Below are 20,963 nucleotides of genomic sequence, written 5' to 3' on the forward strand. Positions count from 1 at the left end.
CTGCCTTTCGGAGGGAGGGTGCGGGTCAGTGACCCATGCCGAGGCCGCCGTCGACCGGGATGACGGCGCCGGAGATGTACGCGGCCTCGTCGGAGACGAGGAAGGAGATCGCGGCGGCGACCTCGTCGGCCTGCCCGTAGCGGCGGGCGGGGATGGCGGCCTGGTACTCCGCCTTGGTCTTGTCGGGCAGCTCGGCGGTCATGTCCGTCTCGATGAAGCCGGGGGCCACGACGTTGGCCGTGATGCCGCGGGCTCCGAGCTCTCGCGTCATCGACCGGGCGATGCCGACCAGGCCCGCCTTGGAGGCGGCGTAGTTGGCCTGCCCCGGCGAGCCGTAGAGGCCGACGACGCTGGACAGCAGCACGACCCGACCGAAGCGCGCCTTGACCATGGGCGTGGCCGCGCGTCGCACGCAGCGGAAGGTGCCGTGGAGGTTGGTGTCGACGACGCTCGAGAAGTCGTCGTCGGACATCCGCATGAGCAGGGTGTCCTTGGTGATGCCGGCATTGGCGACGAGCACCTCGACGTCACCGCCGAGCAGCTCGGTGGCGGCCGAGAAGGCCTGATCGACCGAGTCGCTGTCGGTGATCTCGCAGGCCACGACGTCCAGTCCGTCGACGGGGTCCCCAGAGCGCGAGGTGACGACGACCCGGTGGCCGTCGGACTGCATGCGGCGGGCGATGGCCTCGCCGATCCCTCGGTTGCCCCCGGTGACGAGCACGCGTCGCGACGTCATCGAAGCTCCCTTCGTCGGTGCGGTGTGGGTCAGGTCACGTCGTGACGCACGCTAGATCACTACCGCCGGGTACGCGGTACCGGGCTCGCCCCGTGGACGGGGCGGCCGGGTGCGCGGCGTACGCTGAGGAGGTGCCCCACACGTCCGTCCCGTCGGTGACGACCGCCCCGATCTCGCTCCAGGAGGAGCAGGCCGGTCGGATGCGCCAGTACCTCGCAACGATGGCGCTGCGGACCGTCTGCTTCGTCGGCGCGTACTTCTTCGAGGGCTGGCTGAGGTGGGTGTGCGTGGCCCTGGCCGTCGTCCTCCCCTACGTCGCCGTCGTGCTCGTCAACGCCGTGCGGCCGCGTGGTGCCGACGACAGCTTCCAGGCCGTGACCGACCACCGACGACAGCTGGGTTCGTGATGACGGTCGACGAGCTGATCTGCAGCCGCAAGGCCTGCAAGGCCACGGCGACCCGCGCGGTGCTGTGGCGCAACCCCCGCATCCACGACGAGTCCCGCCGCAAGGTCTGGCTCGCCTGCGACGAGCACGAGGAGCACCTGCGCGAGCACCTCGCGGTCCGCGGATTCCCCGTCGAGACCTGCGCCGTCGCCAACATCCCTGCCGACGCCGGCTGATGCTGCGGCTGGCCCTCACCCCGAGGTGGCTCGGGTGGTTCGCCCTCGCCGTCGTCGCGTCGGTCGCCTTCGTGCTGCTCGGCCAGTGGCAGTGGGGCAAGTACGAGGACCGCTCGGCGCGGGCCGAGCGGATCGAGTCGCACTACTCCGCCGCTCCGTTGCCGGTCACCGAGGTCCTCAGCGAGCAGCCGGCCCCGGTCGACGTCGAGTGGACCCGGGTGACGGCGCAGGGCACGTACCTCACCGACGAGCAGCTGCTCGTGCGCAACCGCCCGCTCGACGGCACGTACGGGTACGAGGTGCTCGTCCCCCTTCGTCTGGCCGGGGGCGAGGTCGTCGTCGTCGACCGTGGGTGGGTCCCCAACAGCCCGAAGGGGGCGGATGTCGCCCCGGAGGTCCCTCCGGCACCGACCGGCACGGTCGACGTCACCGGCTGGGTCCGCCTCGGTGAGCGGAGCCTCGGCCGCGACATGCCCGAGGGCCAGCTCGCGAGCATCAACCTCGACGAGGTCGCGGGCCAGGTCGACGGACGACTGCTCGGCGGCTACCTGGCGCTGCAGTCCGAGGACCCAGAGGTCGACCGCCCGGACCCGCTCGAGGTGCCGGACACCGACACCGGCCCGCACATGGCGTATGCGATCCAGTGGTGGCTGGCGATCCCCGCCTTCTGGGCCTTCCTCGTCCTCGCGCTGCGTCGCGAGTCGCTCGAGGGCTCCGGCACGGAGCGCACGCCCCGCCCCAAGAAGGTGCGGATCTGGGACGAGGAGGACGGCTGACCGGTCAGCCGACGACCTCGGCCCGCTCGGCCGCTCCCCCGTCGTACTGCGTCGTGTAGAGGGTCGCGTAGAGACCACCTGCCGCGAGCAGATCGGTGTGGGTGCCCTGCTCGACGACACGTCCGTCGTCGACGACGAGGATCTGGTCGGCGGCCCGGATCGTCGAGAGCCGGTGGGCGATGACGATCGCGGTGCGGCCCTGCAGAGCGGTGTCGAGGGCTCGCTGGACGGCGACCTCCGACTCGCTGTCGAGGTGGGCGGTGGCCTCGTCGAGGATGAGCACGGCCGGCGACTTGAGCAGCAGTCGGGCGATGGCGAAGCGCTGCTTCTCCCCGCCCGAGAGCCGGTGCCCGCGGTCACCGACGACGGTGTCGAGCCCGGCCGGCAGGGTGTGCACGAGGTGGGCGATGCGGGCCGCCTCGAGAGCCGCCCACATCTCCTCCTCGGTGGCCTCCGGCTTGGCGTAGGCGAGGTTGGCTCGCAGGGTGTCGTGGAAGAGGTGCGCCTCCTGGGTGACCATCCCGACCGTCGCGCCGACCGACTCGAGGGTGGCCTCGCGCAGGTCGCGACCGCCGATCCGCACGGCACCGGATGTCGGGTCGTAGAAGCGGGTGACGAGCGAGGTGATCGTGCTCTTGCCCGCACCGCTCGGGCCGACGAGGGCGACGAGCTGCCCGGGCTCGGCACGCAGGCTGACCCCCCGGAGCACCGGGCCACCCTCCTCCCGGTCACCGGTCGTGGCTCCCTCGAGGGACCGCAGCGAGATCGCCTCGGCGCCGGGGTAGGTGAAGTGCACGTCGTCGAGCTCGACGGACAGGGCCTGCCCCTCGGGCAGCGGTCGCGCGTCCGGGGACTCGCTGATGCTCGATGGCATGTCGAGCAGCTCGAAGAGGCGGGCGAAGGAGACGAGTGCGGTGAGGATGTCGACGTGGACGTTGGAGATCGCCGTGAGCGGTCCGTAGAGCCGGGCGAGCAGGGCGGCGAGGGCGAGCAGGGTCCCGACGGTCAGCGTTCCCTCGACGGCCATGATCCCGCCGAAGCCGTAGACCATCGCCGTCGCGATGGACGCGAGCAGCGTGAGCATGACGAAGAAGACGGCCCGGTTGACCGCGATCCGCACACCGATGTCCCGCACCCGGGCGGCGCGCTGGTCGTACTGGGCGATCTCGCGGGCGGGTTGGCCGAAGATCTTGACGAGCAGCGCACCGGCGACGTTGAAGCGCTCGGTCATCTGGTTGCCGAGGTCGGCGTTGAGGTTCATCTGCTCGGCGGACAGCGAGGCCAGGCGCCGCCCCATCCACTTCGCCGGGAGGATGAAGAAGGGGACGAGGACCAGCGCTGCGAGCGTCAGCTGCCACGACAGGGCAAACATCGCCCCGAGGATGAGCACGAGCGAGATGACATTGCTGACGACGGACGACAGGACCGTCGTGAAGGCCTGCTGGGCACCGATGACGTCGTTGTTGAGCCGGCTGACGAGGGCGCCGGTCTGGGCCCGGGTGAAGAAGGCGATGGGCTGGCGCAGGACGTGGGTGAAGACCTCGGTGCGCAGGTGGTGGATGAGCCCCTCGCCGATGCTCGCGGAAAACCAGCGCTGGACCAGGGTGGTCGCCGCCTCGACGAGGGCGATGAGCGCCACGAGCAGGGCGAGCGTCACCACGACGCTGCGGTCCTGGGGCGTGACGCCGTCGTCGATGAGTCGCTGGAGCAGCAGTGGCACGGCGACGACGGTCAGCGACCCGAGGGCGACGAGCAGGAGGAAGCCGGCGATGAGTCCTCGGAAGGGGCGGGCGTAGCCGAGCACCCGTCGTGCGGTGCCGCGCGGCAGTGGCGTCGCCCTGGCCTGGTCGCCGTGGCTCATCGACTGCATGAGCCCCCATGCGCTGTTCATCATCGGTGTGCGCTCCTCGTGTCGTCCCGGGACGACAACCACCGTGCACCACGGTCGATTCCCCGCGCATCCAAAGTCGTGGCCGGAGCCTCAGCCCAGCACGCGGTGCAGGACGAGACGCGCGAGGGCCGACGTGTCGGCGAGCCCGCCGGGGACGAAGGGGGATCCCCCGGCAGCGGCGAGGGCGGCCACCTTGTCGTGGAGGACCCCCTCGGCGAGCGTGGCCGGGACGACGACCCGGTCGCGGGTGGCGCCCGCGCGGGGCGCGGCGAGCGTCATCGTCATCCACCCGGGGCGCGGGTGCGCGTCGAGGAGGGTGCGGAGGCTTTGTCCCGCCTGACCGGAGCTCGACCCGCCGGCGACGAGGAGGACGTGGCTCCCTTCGTCATGGCCCGCAGCGCGCAGGCTCTCCTCGACGGCGGTGAGCAGCAGCGGGTGCCCGCCCAGGGCGCTGGTGACCCGGGCCCGTCCACCGCCCGCGCCCAGTGCCCGCACGGCGGCGGGTACGTCGACCCGGGCGTGGAAGGCCGGCGTGATGAGCATCGGGACGACGGTGAGGTCGTCGGCGATCCGCGGCCCGAGCTCTTCGGGGCGCGGGTGGTCGTTCTCGATGTAGACGAGGTGGGTCTCGCCGCGCCCCTCGTCCGCCAAGGGGCCGGCGACCCTGGCGCGCAGCCGCTCCAGGGTCGTGGAGTGCCGCGGGTCCGGCGAGCCGTGGGCCAGCAGGACCGTCGTCATGACCGCATCTCCCTAGGGAAATGCGTCACGTGTGCAGTCCGCACTCCACCTTGTCGGTGCCCGACCAGCGACCGGCGCGAGCGTCCTCGCCCTCGGCGACGGGCCGCGTGCAGGGGGCGCAACCGATCGAGGCGTAGCCGCTCTGGCGAAGGGGGTTGAGGAAGACCGACTGCTCGGCGGCGTACCGGTCGACGTCGTCCTGGGTCCAGCCGGCGATGGGGTTGAGCTTGACCATGCCGCGACGCTCGTCCCACCCGACGACGGTGATGTCGGTGCGGGTCGGCGCGTCCTCGCGACGCATGCCGGTGACCCAGGCATCGTGCTCCTCGAGCGCCCGGTTGAGCGGCTCGACCTTGCGCATCGCGCAGCACAGGTTGGGGTCGCGGTCGTGCAGCTTCGGCCCGTGCTCGGCGTCCTGCTCGGCGACCGTGAGCTTCGGGTAGATCGTGCGGATGCTGATCGGCAGCATCGCCTCGTAGGCGTCGCGGGTGCCGAGGGTCTCGGCGAAGTGGTAGCCGGTGTCGAGGAAGAACACGTCCGCCCCGTCGAGCGTCGTGCCGACGAGGTGGACGAGCACCTCGTCACCCATCGAGCTGGCGACGGTCAGCCCCTCGCCGAAGGTCTCGTGGGCCCACTGCAGCGCCTGCCGACCGATCTCGACCCGGCCCTCGTGGGTCCCGCCGAGCTCCGCCTCGAGAGCGGTGAAGCGCTCCTCCCCCTCACGGGCGAGCTCACGCAGGCGGTCGGTGTCGAGAAGCGTGCTCATCGGATGTCGTCCTCGTCGGCTCGGCGCACCCACAGGGCGAAGGACTCCCCTTCGTCCCGCTGGGCGAGGTAGGTGCGGGCGAGGCGCTCGATGTAGTCCGGCAGGTCGTCACCGGCGACCTTGAGCGCGCGGGTCTTGCGGGCCAGGGCGGTGTCCTCGGCCAGGGCGCCACCGAGGTGGACCTGGAAGACCTCCTGGTGGGTGCCGTCCTCGCGCTTGTCGAGCATGCCCTTGAGGCCGACGTCGGCGACCTGGCTGCGGGCGCAGCTGTTGGGGCAGCCGTTGAAGTGGATGCTGAAGGGCACGTCGATGGTCAGGCGCTTCTCGAGCTCCTCGACGGTCCACCGGGCGCGGTTCTTGGTGTCGGTCAGGGCGAGCTTGCAGAACTCGAGACCAGTGCAGGCGAGGACGTTGCGGCGCCACTCGCTGGGGTGCACGTCGAGGTCGATCTCCTTGAGGTCGGCCGCGAGGGCGTCGGCCTTGTCCGGCTCGACGTCGAGGACGAGGACCTTCTGGTGCGGGGTGAAGCGGATCCGCTGCGACCCCGCGGCCTCGGCGAGGTCGGCGAGACGGGTGAGCTTCGTGCCGGTCATGCGGCCGGCGATCGGCGCGGCGCCGACCCAGACCCGACCGTCGACCTGCTCGTGGATGCCGACGTGGTCGCGGCGGCTCCCCTTCGGCGCGACGGCCTCGGGCCCGTCGACGAGACGGCGGCCGAGGTAGTCGTCCTCGAGGACCTGGCGGAACTTCTCGGCGCCCCAGTCGGCCATGAGGAACTTCAGACGGGCCTTGTTGCGCAGACGCCGGTAGCCGTGGTCGCGGAAGATCGAGGTGACCCCGTGCCAGACGGCCGGGACGTCCTCGAGCGGCACCCACACGCCGAGGCGCTGGGCGAAGATCGGCTTGACCGACAGGCCACCGCCGACCCACACGTCGAACCCGGGCCCGTGCTCCGGGTGCTCGACACCGACGAAGGAGATGTCGTTGATCTCGTGGGCGATGTCGAGGACCGGCGAGCCCGAGATCGCCGTCTTGTACTTGCGCGGGAGGTTGGAGAACTCGGGGCTGCCGATGTACTCCCGCTTGATGATGTCGATGGCCGGCGTGCCGTCGACGATCTCCGCCTTGTCGATGCCCGCGACCGGCGAGCCGAGCATGGTCCGCGGGCAGTCGCCGCAGGCCTCGGTCGTCGACAGACCGACCGACTCGAGACGACGCCAGATCTCGGGGACGTCCTCGATGCGGATCCAGTGGAGCTGGATGTTTTGCCGGTCGGACACGTCGGCCGTGTCACGGGCGAACTCGGTGCTGATGCCTGCGACGGTGCGCAGCTGCTCGGTGCTCATCCGGCCGCCGTCGCTGCGCACGCGCATCATGAAGTACTCGTCGTCGAGGCCGTCCTCGCCGGTGTGCGTACCGTCGAGCCCCTGCTTGCGCTGGGTGTACAGACCCCACCAGCGGAAGCGGCCGGACAGGTCGTCCGGAGAGATCGAGCCGAAGCCGCCCTGGGCGTACACGTCCTCGATCCGCGCGCGCACGTTGAGCGCGTCGTCCTCCTGCTTGAACTCCTCGTTGTGGTTCAGCGGGGTCCGGTCGCCGTCGGCCCAGGCACCGGTGGACTTCGTGCGGGTGGGGCGGGTCGTCACAGTCACCCTCCCATCCTACGGGCGTACTTATGGATCACATAACCCACGGTTATGTGTCTCACGTGCTGGCGGTGCCGCCGCCTCGCGACGTGCCGGAGTTGGCGGTCGACCGGCTCAGACCTCCCGCCGCTGGCTCAGGCGAGGGTGATCAGGTCGCGGTAGTCCGCGTTGTAGAAGTCCTCGACCCCGTCGGGCAGCAGCAGGATCCGCTCCGGCTGCAGCGCGTCGACCGCACCCTCGTCGTGCGTGACGAGCACGACCGCGCCCTTGAAGGTCGACAGCGCCCCGAGGATCTCCTCGCGGCTGGCAGGGTCGAGGTTGTTGGTCGGCTCGTCGAGGAGCAGCACGTTGGCGCTCGAGACGACGAGGAGCGCGAGGGACAGGCGCGTCTTCTCCCCGCCGGAGAGCACGCCGGCCGGCTTGTCGACGTCGTCGCCGCTGAAGAGGAAGGAGCCCAGGACCTTGCGCACCTCGGTCTCGCCGAGGTCGGGTGCGGCCGACTTCATGTTGGCCAGGACCGAGCGGTCGACGTCGAGGTTTTCGTGCTCCTGGGCGTAGTAGCCGAGCTTGAGGCCGTGCCCCGGCTCGACCTGCCCGGTGTCCGGCGCATCGACGCCGGCGAGCATCCGCAGCAGCGTCGTCTTGCCGGCGCCGTTGAGACCGAGCACGACGACCTTGCTCCCCCTGTCGATCGCGAGGTCGACGTCGGTGAAGATCTCCAGGCTCCCGTAGGAGCGGGAGAGCCCAGAGGCGCGAAGGGGGGTCCGCCCGCAGGGCGCGGGGTCGGGGAAGCGCAGCTTGGCCACGCGGTCCTGGGTCCGCTCCCCCTCGACGCCGGCGAGCATCCGCTCGGCCCGCTTGATCATCTGCTGGGCAGCGGTGGCCTTGGTCGCCTTGGCGCGCATCTTCTCGGCCTGGTCGAGCAGGGCGCCGGCCTTCTTCTGCGCGTTCTGCAGCTCGCGCTTGCGGCGGCGCTCGTCTGTCTCGCGCTGCTGGAGGTAGTTCTTCCAGCCCATGTTGTACTGGTCGATCTCGCAGCGGTTGGCGTCGAGGTGGAAGACCCGGTTGACGACGACCTCGAGCAGGTCGACGTCGTGGCTGATGATGATCAGCCGCCCTTGTAGTTCTTCAGGTGGTCGCGCAGCCAGGCGATCGAGTCGGCGTCGAGGTGGTTGGTCGGCTCGTCGAGGAGCAGGGTCTCGTTGCCGGAAAACAGGATCCGGGCGAGCTCCACCCGGCGGCGCTGCCCGCCGGAGAGCGTCTCGAGGCTCTGGTCCAGACGCCCTTCGTCGATGCCGAGGGCCGAGGCGATGCTCGCCGCCTCCGACTCCGCGGCGTAGCCGCCGGCCGCCTCGAACTCCTCCTGCAGGCGGGCGAAGCGCGCCATCGCCCGCTCGAGGGTCTCGGGGTCGGCGCTCGACATGCGCTGCTCGGCCGTGCGTCGGTCGGTGACGATGCGGTCCAGACCGCGGGCGGACAGGATCCGTTGCCGGGCCGTCACCGTGAGGTCACCGGTGCGCGGGTCCTGCGGGAGGTAGCCGATACCTCCGCTGCTGGTCACGCTGCCGGCGGCGGGCTGGCCCTGCCCGGCGAGCACCTTGGTGAGCGTCGTCTTGCCGGCGCCGTTGCGTCCGACGAGCCCCACCCGGTCGCCCGCGGCGACCCGGAAGGAGGCCCCCTCGAGCAGGATCCGCGACCCCGCGCGCAGCTCGATGCCGCTGGCTGTGATCACGGGTGGTTCTCCTGCACGTGCTGAGGGTGGGTCGGCCGTTAGTGTAAGTCGCAGACCCACGGGTCACCGCATCCGCCGTCGGTCCCCGGACCGCGCCCCATGGAGGACCAGCCATGAGCATCAACGACAACGCCTCGCTCGACACCTCCCGGATGGGCGGCGGCGGTGGCGGAGGGGGCCGCGGCCCGGTCATCGCCGGGGGTGGCGGCGTCGTCGGCATCATCATCACCCTGATCATCTACTTCATGGGCGGGGACATCACCGGGGGCGGGGGGCGGCTCGCAGGAGACCGGCTCCGGCGACAACTGGGTGCAGGAGAACTGCAAGAAGGGCGTCGACGCCAAGAAGGATCGTCGCTGCTTGATGACCTTGGGCGAGAACAGTCTCCACCAGTTCTGGAGCGAGCAGCCCGACCTGGCCAAGGCGCTCGACAACGCCGGGCAGGACTTCCGTGGCCCGAACAAGGTCATCGTGTACACGGGCCAGACACAGTCGCAGTGCGGCACGGCGAGCAACCAGGTCGGCCCCTTCTACTGCCCCACCGACGAGTCGATCTTCATCGACACCGACTTCTTCGACATCATGGAGCAGCAGCTCGGCGCCGAGGACGGCGTGCTCGCCGAGCTCTACGTCCTCGCCCACGAGTACGGCCACCACATCCAAAACGTCTACAACGTCCTCCCCGAGGCGCAGAAGGACCCCCAGGGCGCCGACTCCGGTGCCGTGCGCGTCGAGCTCATGGCCGACTGCTTCGCCGGCATGTGGATCAAGGCGGCGACGCAGACCGAGGACTCCCAGGGACAGGCACTGATCACCGACATCAGCGAGGACGACGTCAAGAACGCGATGGGTGCCGCCAAGTCGGTGGGCGACGACGAGATCCAGAAGAAGTCCGGCGGCGGCGTGCAGCCCGAGGCCTGGACCCACGGCTCGGCCAAGGCCCGTCAGGCCTGGCTGCTGCGCGGGATGAAGGCCGACTCGGTCAACTCCTGCGACACCTTCGAGGTCAGCGACCCCAACAACATCTGAGTCGCGGCTCAGTCCCTGAGGACCACCCGGACGCAGCGGGCCCGACGGGCTGCCTCCTGCAGCACGGCGAAGCGCGGGTCAGGCAGGTCCCACAGCTCCCGGCGCGGCAGGTCGCGGAGGTGGGCCAACCGCTCGTCGTCGAGGACCTGCTCGACCATGCGTCGGTCGCCGCCGACGACGAGGGCGTCGAGCGCACCTCGAGGCAGGTGGCGCAGCGCGAGGTCGGCGACCTTGTCGATGACCCCGTCGGTCTGGTTGCCGCGCCGGCGCGCGTAGCGCTGCTGGCTCCAGCCGCCCTTCTTCGTCCTGCCCTAGACATACGCGGTGCCGCAGGTGTGGGCGAGGAGTTCGCCCCCTTCGTCACGGCCCACGGCGTGACCGCCGCGCCGCACGAGGACGAGACCGATGCGCGGGTGGTCGAAGTGCTCCCCCGTCGCGGTCGCACCGTCCCCGCCGGTGAGCACGAACGAGCCCGGCACGTCGGCGCGCGTGACGCCGTCGTGCCGGGCTGCGAAGCCGGCGACCCACCGGTCGAGGCGAGCGGGGTCGACCTCGACGGTGCGGACCATCCGGTGGTGGCTCAGATGTTGAAGCCGAGGGCGCGCAGCTGCTCACGCCCGTCGTCGGTGATCTTGTCCGGACCCCACGGCGGCATCCAGACCCAGTTGATCCGCGAGTCGGTGACGAGGTCGCTGAGGGCCTGGTCGACCTGGTCCTCGATGACGTCGGTCAGCGGGCACGCGGCCGAGGTGAGGGTCATGTCGATGACCGCGTGGTTCTGCGGGTCGACGGTGATGCCGTAGACGAGGCCGAGGTCGACGACGTTGATCCCCAGCTCGGGGTCGACGACGTCACGCAGCGCCTCCTCGACGTCCGCGACGTTGCTCGGGGTGGGGGCCTGTGCGGTCATGCGCTCTCTCCTTGGGAAGTGGTCGAGACGTCGACGCCGGCCCGGGCCAGCGCGTCGGTGAGGGCCATCCAGCCCAGCAGGGCGCACTTGACGCGCGCGGGGTACTGGGCGACGCCGGCGAGGGCGACACCGTCGCCGATGACCTCCTCGTCGCCGGGGTCCTGGCCCCGGCTGGTGAGCATCTGGCGCATCGCCTCGTGGACGTCCATCGCCTCGTGGATGGTCTCGCCGGTGACCTCCTCGGCGAGGATGGACACGCTCGCCATGGAGATCGAGCAGCCCATCGCCTCGTACGAGATGTCGGTGATGTGCGCCTCGGGACCGGTGCCGTCGAGGTGGACGCGCAGCGTCACCTCGTCACCACAGGTCGGGTTCACGTGGTGCACCTCGGCGGCCTCGCCCTCACGCAGGCCGTGGCCGACCTTGCGCTTGGAGTGGTCGAGGATCAGCTCCTGGTAGAGGTCCATCAGGCAGCACCCCGATCCACGCCGAAGATCTCCGGCACGCGGTCGAGCGCCGTGACGAGCGACTCGATCTCGGCCGGCGTGTTGTACACGGCGAGCGACGCGCGCGTGGTGGCGGCGACGCCGAAGGCGCGGTGCAGCGGCCACGCGCAGTGGTGGCCGACGCGCACGGCGACGCCCTGGTCGTCGAGGACCTGCCCCACGTCGTGGGCGTGGACACCGTCGACGACGAAGGAGACGGCCGCGCCCCGGTGGACGGTGTCGGCCGGGCCGACGAGCCGCACCCACGGACGCTGCGCGATCGCGTCGAGCAGCTGCGCGGCGAGGGCCTGCTCGTGCGCGGCGATGCGCTCCAGACCGATGTCACGGATCCAGCGCACGGCCGCACCCAGACCGATCGCCTGGCTGGTCATCGGCACGCCGGCCTCGAAGCGGGTGGGCGGCGGCGCGTAGGTGCTGCCCTCCATCCGCACGACCTCGATCATCGACCCACCGGTGAGGAAGGCGGGCATCTGCTCGAGCAGGTCGTAGCGGCCCCAGAGGACACCGATGCCGCTCGGGCCGTACATCTTGTGGCCGGAGAAGGCGAGCAGGTCGACGCCGAGCTCGCGCACCGCGACCGGCAGGTGCGGCACCGACTGGCAGGCGTCGAGCACGGTGATCGCGCCGACGGACTTCGCCGCGGCGACGAGACGCGGCACGTCGCTGACGGCACCCAGCACGTTGGACGCGTGGGTGAAGGCCATGACCTTGGTCCGCTCGGTGACCAGCTCGTCGAGCTGGTCGAGGTCGAGCCGGCCGTCGTCGGTGACCCCGATCCACCGCAGGGTGGCACCGGTGCGCCGGCACAGCTCCTGCCACGGCACGAGGTTGGCGTGGTGCTCGGCCTCGGTGATGAGCACCTCGTCGCCCTCCCCCAGACGAAGGGGGGAGCCCACCTCCGCGTTGGAGAAGGCGTAGGCGGCCAGGTTGAGCGCCTCGGTCGCATTTTTGGTGAAGACGACCTCGCGCTCCTGCGCACCGATGAAGCGGGCGATGTCGGCGCGAGCGGCCTCGTAGGCCTCCGTGGCCTCCTCCGACAGCGCGTGCGCGCCGCGGTGCGGGGCGGAGTTGGCCGTGACGAGGAAGTCGCGCTCGGCGTCGAGGACCGCGAGCGGCTTGTGCGAGGTGGCGCCGGAGTCGAGGTAGACGAGCGGCTTGTCCCCACGCACGGTGCGCTCGAGGATGGGGAACTGGCCGCGGATCGCGGCCAGCTCACCCTCGGGGATCAGCTGCGCAGTCATGCTCAGGCCCCCGCGGTCGTGGCGGGCTCCCCCGTCGCGATGAAGCGGTCGTAGCCCTCGGCCTCGAGCTGGTCGGCGAGCTCGGGGCCACCCTGCTCGGCGATCTTGCCGTCGACGAAGACGTGGACGAACTGCGGGGTGATGTACCGCAGGATCCGCGTGTAGTGGGTGATGAGCAGGACGCCGGATCCGGTGGCCTCCTTGGCGCGGTTGACACCCTCGGAGACGACGCGGAGGGCGTCGACGTCCAGGCCGGAGTCGGTCTCGTCGAGGACGGCGAACTTCGGCTTGAGCAGCTCCATCTGGAGGATCTCGTGGCGCTTCTTCTCCCCACCGGAAAAGCCCTCGTTGACGTTGCGCTCCGCGAAGGCGGGGTCCATGCGCAGCTCGTCCATCGTGCCGCGCACCTCCTTGACCCACGTGCGCAGCTTGGGCGCCTCGCCGTCGATGGCGGTCTTGGCCGTGCGCAGGAAGTTGCTCACCGTGACCCCCGGGACCTCGACGGGGTACTGCATCGCGAGGAAGAGACCGGCGCGGGCGCGCTCGTCGACGGACATCGACAGCACGTCCTCGCCGTCGAGGGTGACCTCGCCGGAGGTGACGGTGTACTTCGGGTGGCCCGCGATGGAGTAGGCCAGGGTCGACTTGCCCGAGCCGTTGGGGCCCATGATGGCGTGCGTCTCACCGGAGTTGATGGTGAGGGTGACGCCCTTGAGGATCTCCTTGGGGCCATCCTCGGTCTCGACGCTGACGTGCAGGTCCTTGATCTCAAGCGTTGCCATGATCTGTTGTCCTTGTCTGGAGGAAGTGTGGGGTCAGCCGGCCAAGGCGACGAGGACGTCACCGTCGTCGGTCACGCGGACGGTGTGGACCGCCACGGGGACCGTCGCCGGGAGGTGGCTCGGTCGGCCGGTGAGGAGGTCGAAGCGGGAGCCGTGCAGCCAGCACTCGATGCTGCAGTCCTCCACCTCGCCCTCGGAGAGCGAGACGTTGGCGTGCGTGCACGTGTCGTCGATCGCGTGGACGGTGCCGTCCTCGGTGCGCACCATGGCAACGAGGCGCCCGTCGATGTCGGCCTTGGCCGCACCGACGGCCGGCAGCTCGTCGACGCCGCACACCCGCACGAAGTCCGTTTCGTCAGGGGTGGTCACGCTGCGCCCCCTTCGAGCTCGACGTCGATCGCCCGCATGATGCGCTCGCTGATGTCGGCGTCACCGATGCGCTGGACGATGCTGTTGAAGAAGCCGCGCACGACGAGGCGACGGGCCTCGTCCTCGGGCACACCGCGCGACTGCAGGTAGAAGAGCTGCTGGTCGTCGAAGCGGCCCGTCGTCGAGGCGTGACCCGCACCGACGATCTCGCCGGTCTCGATCTCGAGATTGGGCACGGAGTCCGCCCGCGCACCGTCGGTGAGCACGAGGTTGCGGTTGAGCTCGTAGGTCTCGGTGCCCTCGGCCGCGGCGCGGATCAGGACGTCGCCGACCCACACGGTGTGCGCGGTCTCGCCCTGTAGCGCGCCCTTGTACTCGACATTGCTCGAGCAGTGCGGCGCCTCGTGGTCGACGAAGAGCCGGTGCTCCAGGTGCTGGCCCGCGTCGGCGAAGTACACGCCGAAGGCCTCGAAGGAGCCGCCGGGGCCCGCGTAGGAGGCATTGGTGTTGAGCCGGACGATGCCGCCGCCGATGGTGATGGCGATGTGGCGCACGCTCGCGTCCCGACCGACGACGACGTCGTGCTGGCCGAGGTGGACCGCGTCGTCCTCCCAGTCCTGGAGGCTGACGATCGTCAGCTGGGCCGAGTCGCCGGCGATGACGGACAGCAGCTCGGTGTACTCGGCGGTGCCCGAGTGCTCGACGACGAGGGTCGCCTTGGCGAAGGCACCCACGCGCACGAGGTGGTGGGCGCGCACCGGCTCGCCGGCCTCGCCCGTCAGGTGCACGCGCACCGGCTCGGCGAGCTCGGCCTCGGCCGGGACGTCGATGACGACGACCGAGTCACCGCTGGCCGCGACGGCGGCCGCGCGGTCGGCCGGCAGCGGCACGCCCGCGGTGCGGGCCTCGGCCGCCGGGATCTGCGTCCGGGTGACGCCCTGCGGCAGGTCGTGCTCGACGGACAGGGTGGCGGAGCCCCCTTCGTCGGTGAAGAGCTCGGCCAGACGCCCGACGGGCGTGAAGCGCCAGTCCTCCTCCCGTCCCTGCGGGACGGGGAAGTCGGCGACCTCCCACGAGCGGGTGCGCTCCGCGCGCGACTGGTCCGGCACGAGGGTTTCGGCGGAGTGCGTGTGGGCCTGGGGGCCCGAGTCGGTCAGCAGGGCCATCAGCCGACGGCTCCTTCCATCTGGAGTTCGATGAGGCGGTTGAGCTCGAGGGCGTACTCCATCGGCAGCTCACGCGCGATGGGCTCGACGAAGCCGCGCACGATCATCGCCATGGCCTCCTCCTCGCTCATGCCGCGGGACATGAGGTAGAAGAGCTGGTCGGCCGAGACCTTGGAGACGGTCGCCTCGTGACCCATCTGCACGTCGTCCTCGCGGACGTCGACGTAGGGGTAGGTGTCGGAGCGGCTGATCGTGTCGACGAGCAGCGCGTCGCACACGACCGAGGACTTGCTGTTGGTCGCGCCCTCGAGGACCTGCACGAGGCCTCGGTAGGAGGTGCGACCGCCGCCACGGGCGACGGACTTGGAGACGATCGAGCTCGACGTGTTGGGGGCCGCGTGCACCATCTTGGCGCCCGCGTCCTGGTGCTGGCCCTCGCCGGCGAAGGCGATCGAGAGGGTCTCGCCCTTCGCGTGCTCGCCGAGGAGGAAGCACGCGGGGTACTTCATCGTCACCTTGGAGCCGATGTTGCCGTCGACCCACTCCATCGTGCCGCCCTCGGCGACCGTGGTGCGCTTGGTGACGAGGTTGTAGACGTTGTTGGACCAGTTCTGGATCGTCGTGTAGCGCACGCGGGCGTTCTTCTTGACGACGATCTCGACGACGGCGCTGTGCAGCGAGTCGGTCTTGTAGATCGGCGCGGTGCAGCCCTCGACGTAGTGCACGTACGAGCCCTCGTCGGCGATGATGAGCGTCCGCTCGAACTGGCCCATGTTTTCGGTGTTGATCCGGAAGTAGGCCTGCAGCGGGATGTCGACGTGGACACCCGGCGGCACGTAGATGAAGGAGCCACCCGACCACACTGCGGTGTTGAGCGCGGAGAACTTGTTGTCACCGGCGGGGATGACGGTGCCGAAGTACTCGCGGAAGAGGTCCTCGTGCTCACGCAGGCCCGTGTCCGTGTCGACGAAGATGACGCCCTTCTCCTCCAGGTCCTCACGGATCTGGTGGTAGACGACCTCCGACTCGTACTGCGCCGCGACACCGGCGACGAGGCGCTGCTTCTCCGCCTCGGGGATGCCGAGCTTGTCGTAGGTGTTCTTGATGTCCTCGGGCAGGTCCTCCCAGGAGGCGGCCTGCTTCTCCGTGGACTTCACGAAGTACTTGATGTTCTGGAAGTCGATGCCGGTGAGGTCGCTGCCCCAGCTCGGCATGGGCTTCTTGTCGAAGAGCCGCAGCGACTTCAGACGCAGGTCGCGCATCCACTGCGGCTCACCCTTGCGCTCGGAGATGTCGCTGACGACGTCCTCGTTGAGGCCGCGCTTGGCGCTGGCACCCGCGGTGTCGGCATCGGCCCAGCCGAACTCGTACTTGCCGATGTCCTTGAGCCCTGGGTTGAGCTCTTCGATGTTGGTGCTCATCGGGTGGACCTCTCTGTGTGGGGACGCGCCCCCGGGGTGGGGACGAAGGTGGTGCAGACGTGATCGCCCTGGGCCAGGGTGGCCAGGCGTTGGACGTGGACTCCGAGGAGGCGGCTGAAGGCGTCGGTCTCCGCCTCGCACAACTCGGGGAACTCCGCGGCGACGTGCTGGACCGGGCAGTGGCCCTGGCACAGCTGGAGGCCGACGACGACGTCGTCGCCGACCGTGCGGGCGCTGGCAGCGTAGCCCTCGGAGCGAAGGGCGTCGACGAGCGCCGCGGTCCGTGCGGCCGGGTCGTCGCCGGCACGGTCGATCTCGGCGGAGCAGCGCTCCTCGAGTGCGCGGACCCGCTGGTCGGCGAAGGCACGCACCGCCTTGTCGCCCGCGGTCTCGCGCACGAAGCGCACGGCGTCGGCCGCCAGCTCGTCGTAGTCGGAGGTCAGGTGGTCGTGACCGATCTCACCGACGACCCACTCACGAGCCGGGCGACCGCGACCGCGCTTGCCCATGTGCGGGGCGCGGCTGGTCACGGCGCCGCTCTCGGCGAGCTGGTCGAGGTGGCGGCGCACGCCCGTCGCGGTGAGCCCCAGGTCGGCCGCGAGGTCCGCCGCCGTGATGGGCCCACGCTCGCTGATGAGGGCGAGGACGCGGTCTCGGGTGCGGGCATCCCGCGACGCGGCATCGTTGATCCGGGCGTCGTCGGCCGACGCCCTCGGTGCTCGCGGGGAAATAACCACACATCCATGTTATGTAAATCGACACACAGCACAACAAAGGCCCCCCTAACCACGGTCGGGAGCACCTGCTGCCTAGACTCGCCTGCTGTGACTCGTGCCGTCGTCGTGGAGGACCTGCGCCGCGTCTTCGGTGACACCGTCGCCGTCGACGGGGCTTCGTGGGCTGCCGAGACCGGGCAGATCACCTGCGTGCTCGGACCCAACGGCGCCGGAAAGACGACGACCATCGAGTGCCTCGAGGGTCTGCAGCGGCCGGACTCCGGCAGCTGCCGGGTCCTCGGCACCGACCCCTGGCAGGCCAGCGCCGAGCACCGCGCCCGGGTCGGGGTCATGCTCCAGGACGGCGGGCTCCCCCAGAGCGTGCCGGCCACCCGCCTGCTCGCCCACCTCGGCCGGCTCCACCGGACCCACCGCGCCGCGGAGCTCGTCGACCGACTCGACATCACCCCCTTCGCCCGCACGCCGGTCCGTCGTCTGAGCGGCGGCCAGCGCCAGCGGGTCGCCCTGGCCGCAGCCCTGCTCGGCGACCCCGAGGTCGCCTTCCTCGACGAGCCGACCGCCGGGCTGGACCCGCACGCCCGCCTGGACGTGTGGGACCTGCTGCGCGAGCGGCGCGACGAGGGCGTGGCCCTCGTCGTCACGACGCACGGGTTCGAGGAGGCCGAGCGCCTCGCCGACCGGGTCGTCATCCTCGCCGGCGGCCGGGTCGTGGCCGACGGCACGCCCGACGAGATCGCCGACGGTGCTCGTCTCGAGGACGCCTACTTCGCGCTCACCGGAGGCCTGCGTGACCGCTGAGACCACGACGAGCACCGTCCAGCCGAGCGGCCGGCGGATCCTGGCCCAGGCGCGCTTCGAGGCCGAGATCCTGGTGCGCAACGGCGAGCAGCTGCTCGTCTCGCTCGTCCTGCCCGTGCTCGCCATGCTCGCCCTGACCGCGAGCTCGTACCCCGACCTGCCCGCGCCGCGGATCGCGCTCGTCGCACCCGGTGTGCTCGCTCTCGCCATCGTCTCGACGGCCTTCACCGGTCAGGCGATCCAGACCGCCTTCGACCGGCGCTACGGCGTGCTGCGCCTGCTCGCGACCTCGCCCGTCGGCACCGACGGGCTGCTCGCCGGCAAGGCCCTGGCCGTCGCGTCCGTCGTCGCCGGCCAGCTCGTCGTCCTCGGCGTCGTCGCGGCCGTCCTCGGCTGGCGCCCCGACCCGCTCGGTCTGCTCGTGACGCCGGTGAGCGCGGCGCTCGGGGTGTGGGTCTTCGTCACCCTCGCCCTGCTGCTCGCCGGGGTGCTGCGCGCCGAGGCCGTGCTCGCGGTGGCCAACCTCGTGTGGGTCCTGCTCGCCGGGGCCGGCGGGCTGCTCCTGCCCGGCGACACCGTCGGCGGGCTCGACGCGGTCGTGCGCTGGCTGCCGTCGGGCGCGCTCGGTGATGCCCTGCGCCAGGCCCTCACCGGCGACGGCGTGCCGTTCCTGCCCTGGCTCGTCCTCGTGGGGTGGGGCTCGGTGCTCAGCCTCGGCGTCGTGCGCTTCTTCCGCTGGCGAGACTGACCACCGTCGGACCCGGTGGTCCGCGGTCCCGCGGCTACGACATACCGTAGTGGGGTGCCCGAGAACCTCCCCCAGGCCGCCCGCACGTGGCTGACGCGCCTGCTCCTGCTCAACCTGATCGTCGAGGTCGGGATCGTCGTCACGGGCGGGCTCGTCCGCCTCACCGGCTCCGGCCTCGGCTGCCCGACCTGGCCCGAGTGCGTCCCCGGCTCCTACGTACCGACCGTCGAGCAGGAGGAGGGCATCCACAAGCTCATCGAGTTCGGCAACCGGACGCTCACCGGGCTGCTCGGTTTCGTCGCGCTGGCGCTGCTCATCGCGCTCTACCGCTGGGCGCGTGACCGGCGCGAGCTCCTCATCGGCACCTGGGTCGTCATGGCCGGTATCCTCGCCCAGGCGATCGTCGGGGGCATCACCGTGCGCACCGGGCTGAACCCGTGGATCGTCGCCTTCCACTTCCTGTGCTCGATGGGGCTCATCGCCGTGTCGGCCTGGCTCTACTGGCGCCAGCGGCAGCCCTCGGGCCGCACCCGGTCCCTGCTCCACCCGGTCGTCACCCGCCTGCAGTGGCTGCTCGTCGCCATCGCCGCCGTCGTGCTCGTGCTCGGCACGGTCGTCACCGGCTCCGGGCCGCACTCCGGTGACGCCGACACCCCGGCCCGCACGGGCTTCGACCCGCGCACCATCTCGTGGCTCCACGCCGACGCCGTGATGCTCTTCGTCGGCATCTGCGTCGCCGTCTGGCTGGGCGCCAAGCTCACCGAGCGAGCCGCCGGCCCCGCCCGCGCGTGGTGGGTCGTCCTGTGGGTCACCCTCGCCCAGGGCCTCGTCGGCTACGTCCAGTACCTCACCAAGCTGCCCGAGGTCCTCGTCCTGGCCCACATGCTCGGTGCCAGCCTCCTCGTCGTCGCCATCACCCGCGCGATCGTCTTGTCCCGCACCCCGGACACCCTCCCCGCCGACTGAGGGCGGGGCCCACGCGCCCCTCAGCCGCGTGTGTCGAAGAAGGACCGCCCGCTCGAGCGGGCGCTCCTTCTTCGACCCGGCGATGGCAGCAGCAGACGAAGGGGGCAGGTCGGCGCGACTCAAGGAACATGCGCCGCTGTGCGACCAGGTGACGCTGGTGGATCAGTGGCGGCGCACGTTTCCCAACGCCGACCTGCTCCCTTCGGCCGCGTCAGAGCAGGAGGACCCGACCACGCGGGCAGTGCCGGACAGGCGGGACTCAGGAGAGGCCGGGCAGCGGCAGGTGCAGCAGCGGGTCGATCGCCACGCCGAGGAAGAGCAGCGTTACGTAGGTGATCGAGAAGTGGAAGAGACGCATCGGCTTGAGCACCGACTGCTTCGTCTCGCCGCGCCGCGCCGTGGCCAGCAGCCGGTGCGCCTCGCCGACGAAGAGCGCACCCGAGACGAGGGCGGCGCCGAGGTAGACCCAGCCCATGTCGGCGACAGGCACGAGGGCCAGGGAAGTGAGGACCATGACCCAGGAGTAGGCGACGATCTGGCGGGCAACGGTCGTCATCTGCTCGACGACGGGCAGCATCGGCACCCCGGCTCGCGCGTAGTCGTCGGAAAAGCTCATCGACAGCGGCCAGTAGTGCGGGGGCGTCCAGAAGAAGATGACGAGGAAGAGGATGATCGCCGGCCAGCCGACGGAGTCGGTCACGGCGGACCACCCGATGAGCGTGGGCATGCACCCGGCGATGCCGCCCCACACGATGTTTTGCGGCGTGCGCCGCTTGAGGATCATCGTGTAGCCGACGGCGTAGAGGACGATCGCCGCGAGCGAGAGGCCCGCCGACAGCGGGTTGACGAAGAACCACAGCCAAGCAGTGGACAGGGCGGTCAGCACGAAGCCGAAGATCAGCGCGCCGCGGGGGGTGGCCTCGCCCGTGACGAGCGGCCGGTTCTGCGTCCGCCCCATCTGGGCGTCGATGTCCCGGTCGTAGACCATGTTGAAGGTGTTGGCCGCGCCCGCGCTCAGGCTGCCACCGACGAGGGTGAGCACGATGAGCGAGAGGGAGGGGACGCCGCGCTCCGCGAGGAACATCACCGGGACCGTCGTCACGAGGAGCAGCTCGATGATCCGAGGCTTCGTCAGCGCGACGTACGCACGCACGGTGCGCCGCCACGGGCGGGTCGCCGGCGACAGCTCGCGCGTCGACTCGAGAGTGGTCACGGACTGCCTTTGCCGAAGGGGTGAGGGGACCGGCCGCACCGGGGTACGGCCGGGTCCCACTGTACCCGTGCCGCACCACGGGTCCGGCCCCGCCCCACGCGGCGTCGCACACATCGGGCGCGCACTAGTGTGGACAGCAGCACGCACGCTCCCGCAGCAGAAAGGTCCTC

The 20,963-nt window shown here is 70.8% G+C and carries 24 protein-coding genes and 1 pseudogene; 7 read left to right on the plus strand and 18 right to left on the minus strand.

Annotation, left to right across the window (positions count from 1 at the left end; all coding sequences use genetic code 11):
• Window positions 1-25: 25 nt before the first annotated feature.
• Window positions 26-736 (minus strand): 3-oxoacyl-ACP reductase FabG, encoded by a 711-nt coding sequence (gene fabG, locus B277_RS09310; RefSeq protein WP_007927545.1) that lies wholly within the window; start codon window positions 734-736, stop codon window positions 26-28.
• Between the two features lie 131 nt (window positions 737-867).
• Between fabG and B277_RS09315 the strand changes: the two genes are divergently transcribed.
• The 3 genes from B277_RS09315 to B277_RS09325 are packed head-to-tail and all read left to right on the plus strand — an operon-like array spanning window position 868 to window position 2,134.
• Window positions 868-1,143 carry a DUF3099 domain-containing protein gene (locus B277_RS09315; protein ID WP_040881283.1) on the plus strand — a complete coding sequence of 92 codons (276 nt, stop codon included), beginning with the start codon at window positions 868-870 and terminating at the stop codon, window positions 1,141-1,143.
• Window positions 1,143-1,358 (plus strand): hypothetical protein, encoded by a 216-nt coding sequence (locus B277_RS09320; RefSeq protein ID WP_040881269.1) that lies wholly within the window; start codon window positions 1,143-1,145, stop codon window positions 1,356-1,358. Before B277_RS09315 ends, B277_RS09320 begins: the two co-directional genes overlap by 1 nt.
• Window positions 1,358-2,134, plus strand: a complete 777-nt coding sequence (locus B277_RS09325; RefSeq protein WP_007927548.1) for an SURF1 family cytochrome oxidase biogenesis protein — start codon at window positions 1,358-1,360, stop codon at window positions 2,132-2,134. Before B277_RS09320 ends, B277_RS09325 begins: the two co-directional genes overlap by 1 nt.
• Window positions 2,135-2,138: 4 nt before the next feature.
• Here B277_RS09325 and B277_RS09330 read toward each other — a convergent pair whose 3' ends face one another.
• The 6 genes from B277_RS09330 to B277_RS20500 form a co-directional block, all read right to left on the minus strand.
• Window positions 2,139-4,028 carry an ABC transporter ATP-binding protein gene (locus tag B277_RS09330; protein WP_007927549.1) on the minus strand — a complete coding sequence of 630 codons (1,890 nt, stop codon included), beginning with the start codon at window positions 4,026-4,028 and terminating at the stop codon, window positions 2,139-2,141.
• 87 nt (window positions 4,029-4,115) lie between these two features.
• Window positions 4,116-4,763 carry a sirohydrochlorin chelatase gene (locus tag B277_RS15990; protein ID WP_007927550.1) on the minus strand — a complete coding sequence of 216 codons (648 nt, stop codon included), beginning with the start codon at window positions 4,761-4,763 and terminating at the stop codon, window positions 4,116-4,118.
• 25 nt (window positions 4,764-4,788) lie between these two features.
• The gene (locus B277_RS09340) at window positions 4,789-5,529 is read right to left on the minus strand and encodes a phosphoadenylyl-sulfate reductase (protein ID WP_007927551.1); all 741 of its coding nucleotides are present in this window, start codon (window positions 5,527-5,529) and stop codon (window positions 4,789-4,791) included.
• Complete coding sequence (locus B277_RS09345) at window positions 5,526-7,175, minus strand: nitrite/sulfite reductase (RefSeq protein WP_007927552.1); 1,650 nt, start codon at window positions 7,173-7,175, stop codon at window positions 5,526-5,528. The genes B277_RS09340 and B277_RS09345 overlap by 4 nt, the downstream gene beginning before the upstream one ends.
• 134 nt (window positions 7,176-7,309) lie before the next feature.
• Window positions 7,310-8,191: an ABC-F family ATP-binding cassette domain-containing protein gene (locus B277_RS20495; protein ID WP_007927553.1), complete on the minus strand. Its 882-nt coding sequence runs from the start codon at window positions 8,189-8,191 to the stop codon at window positions 7,310-7,312.
• A gap of 92 nt (window positions 8,192-8,283) precedes the next feature.
• On the minus strand, window positions 8,284-8,907 hold the full coding sequence (locus B277_RS20500) for an ATP-binding cassette domain-containing protein (protein WP_007927558.1): 624 nt from the start codon (window positions 8,905-8,907) through the stop codon (window positions 8,284-8,286).
• Between the two features lie 309 nt (window positions 8,908-9,216).
• On the opposite strand from B277_RS20500, the gene B277_RS09355 reads away from it, so the two are divergent.
• A complete protein-coding gene (locus B277_RS09355) occupies window positions 9,217-9,936 on the plus strand; it encodes a neutral zinc metallopeptidase (RefSeq protein WP_007927562.1) in 720 nt (239 codons plus the stop codon).
• An 8-nt stretch (window positions 9,937-9,944) separates the two neighbouring features.
• Here B277_RS09355 and B277_RS19090 read toward each other — a convergent pair.
• The 10 genes and pseudogenes from B277_RS19090 to B277_RS09400 all read right to left on the minus strand — a co-directional run.
• Window positions 9,945-10,235, minus strand: a pseudogene (locus tag B277_RS19090) (Vms1/Ankzf1 family peptidyl-tRNA hydrolase); the annotation flags it as partial.
• A gap of 12 nt (window positions 10,236-10,247) precedes the next feature.
• Window positions 10,248-10,505 carry a hypothetical protein gene (locus B277_RS19095; RefSeq protein ID WP_007927564.1) on the minus strand — a complete coding sequence of 86 codons (258 nt, stop codon included), beginning with the start codon at window positions 10,503-10,505 and terminating at the stop codon, window positions 10,248-10,250.
• 11 nt (window positions 10,506-10,516) lie between these two features.
• Window positions 10,517-10,846 (minus strand): metal-sulfur cluster assembly factor, encoded by a 330-nt coding sequence (locus tag B277_RS09365; RefSeq protein ID WP_007927567.1) that lies wholly within the window; start codon window positions 10,844-10,846, stop codon window positions 10,517-10,519.
• A complete protein-coding gene (gene sufU, locus B277_RS09370; protein WP_007927569.1) occupies window positions 10,843-11,313 on the minus strand; it encodes a Fe-S cluster assembly sulfur transfer protein SufU in 471 nt (156 codons plus the stop codon). Before sufU ends, B277_RS09365 begins: the two co-directional genes overlap by 4 nt.
• Entirely contained in the window at window positions 11,313-12,593 is a 1,281-nt protein-coding gene (locus B277_RS09375) for a SufS family cysteine desulfurase (RefSeq protein ID WP_007927571.1), read from the minus strand. Before B277_RS09375 ends, sufU begins: the two co-directional genes overlap by 1 nt.
• A 2-nt stretch (window positions 12,594-12,595) precedes the next feature.
• A complete protein-coding gene (gene sufC, locus B277_RS09380; protein WP_007927573.1) occupies window positions 12,596-13,375 on the minus strand; it encodes a Fe-S cluster assembly ATPase SufC in 780 nt (259 codons plus the stop codon).
• A gap of 33 nt (window positions 13,376-13,408) precedes the next feature.
• Complete coding sequence (locus B277_RS09385; RefSeq protein WP_007927575.1) at window positions 13,409-13,744, minus strand: non-heme iron oxygenase ferredoxin subunit; 336 nt, start codon at window positions 13,742-13,744, stop codon at window positions 13,409-13,411.
• Window positions 13,741-14,910, minus strand: coding sequence for a Fe-S cluster assembly protein SufD (gene sufD, locus B277_RS09390; protein WP_007927579.1), 1,170 nt, complete (start codon window positions 14,908-14,910; stop codon window positions 13,741-13,743). The genes B277_RS09385 and sufD overlap by 4 nt, the downstream gene beginning before the upstream one ends.
• Window positions 14,910-16,331: a Fe-S cluster assembly protein SufB gene (gene sufB, locus B277_RS09395; RefSeq protein ID WP_007927581.1), complete on the minus strand. Its 1,422-nt coding sequence runs from the start codon at window positions 16,329-16,331 to the stop codon at window positions 14,910-14,912. The genes sufD and sufB overlap by 1 nt, the downstream gene beginning before the upstream one ends.
• Window positions 16,328-17,068 (minus strand): helix-turn-helix transcriptional regulator, encoded by a 741-nt coding sequence (locus B277_RS09400; RefSeq protein WP_007927583.1) that lies wholly within the window; start codon window positions 17,066-17,068, stop codon window positions 16,328-16,330. The genes sufB and B277_RS09400 overlap by 4 nt, the downstream gene beginning before the upstream one ends.
• 87 nt (window positions 17,069-17,155) lie before the next feature.
• On the opposite strand from B277_RS09400, the gene B277_RS09405 reads away from it, so the two are divergent.
• Genes B277_RS09405 through B277_RS09415 form a run of 3 tightly spaced genes read left to right on the plus strand, consistent with a single transcriptional unit; the run spans window position 17,156 to window position 19,580 of the window.
• Window positions 17,156-17,866: an ABC transporter ATP-binding protein gene (locus B277_RS09405; RefSeq protein WP_007927584.1), complete on the plus strand. Its 711-nt coding sequence runs from the start codon at window positions 17,156-17,158 to the stop codon at window positions 17,864-17,866.
• Window positions 17,856-18,614 (plus strand): ABC transporter permease, encoded by a 759-nt coding sequence (locus tag B277_RS09410; protein ID WP_007927585.1) that lies wholly within the window; start codon window positions 17,856-17,858, stop codon window positions 18,612-18,614. The genes B277_RS09405 and B277_RS09410 overlap by 11 nt, the downstream gene beginning before the upstream one ends.
• Before the next feature lie 54 nt (window positions 18,615-18,668).
• Window positions 18,669-19,580 (plus strand): COX15/CtaA family protein, encoded by a 912-nt coding sequence (locus B277_RS09415; protein WP_007927586.1) that lies wholly within the window; start codon window positions 18,669-18,671, stop codon window positions 19,578-19,580.
• 259 nt (window positions 19,581-19,839) lie between these two features.
• On the opposite strand, the gene B277_RS09420 is transcribed toward B277_RS09415, so the two are convergent.
• The gene (locus B277_RS09420) at window positions 19,840-20,793 is read right to left on the minus strand and encodes a heme o synthase (RefSeq protein WP_007927587.1); all 954 of its coding nucleotides are present in this window, start codon (window positions 20,791-20,793) and stop codon (window positions 19,840-19,842) included.
• Window positions 20,794-20,963: the final 170 nt, after the last annotated feature.

It is taken from the genome of Janibacter hoylei PVAS-1 (genome assembly GCF_000297495.1).
Lineage (GTDB): Bacteria > Actinomycetota > Actinomycetes > Actinomycetales > Dermatophilaceae > Janibacter > Janibacter hoylei.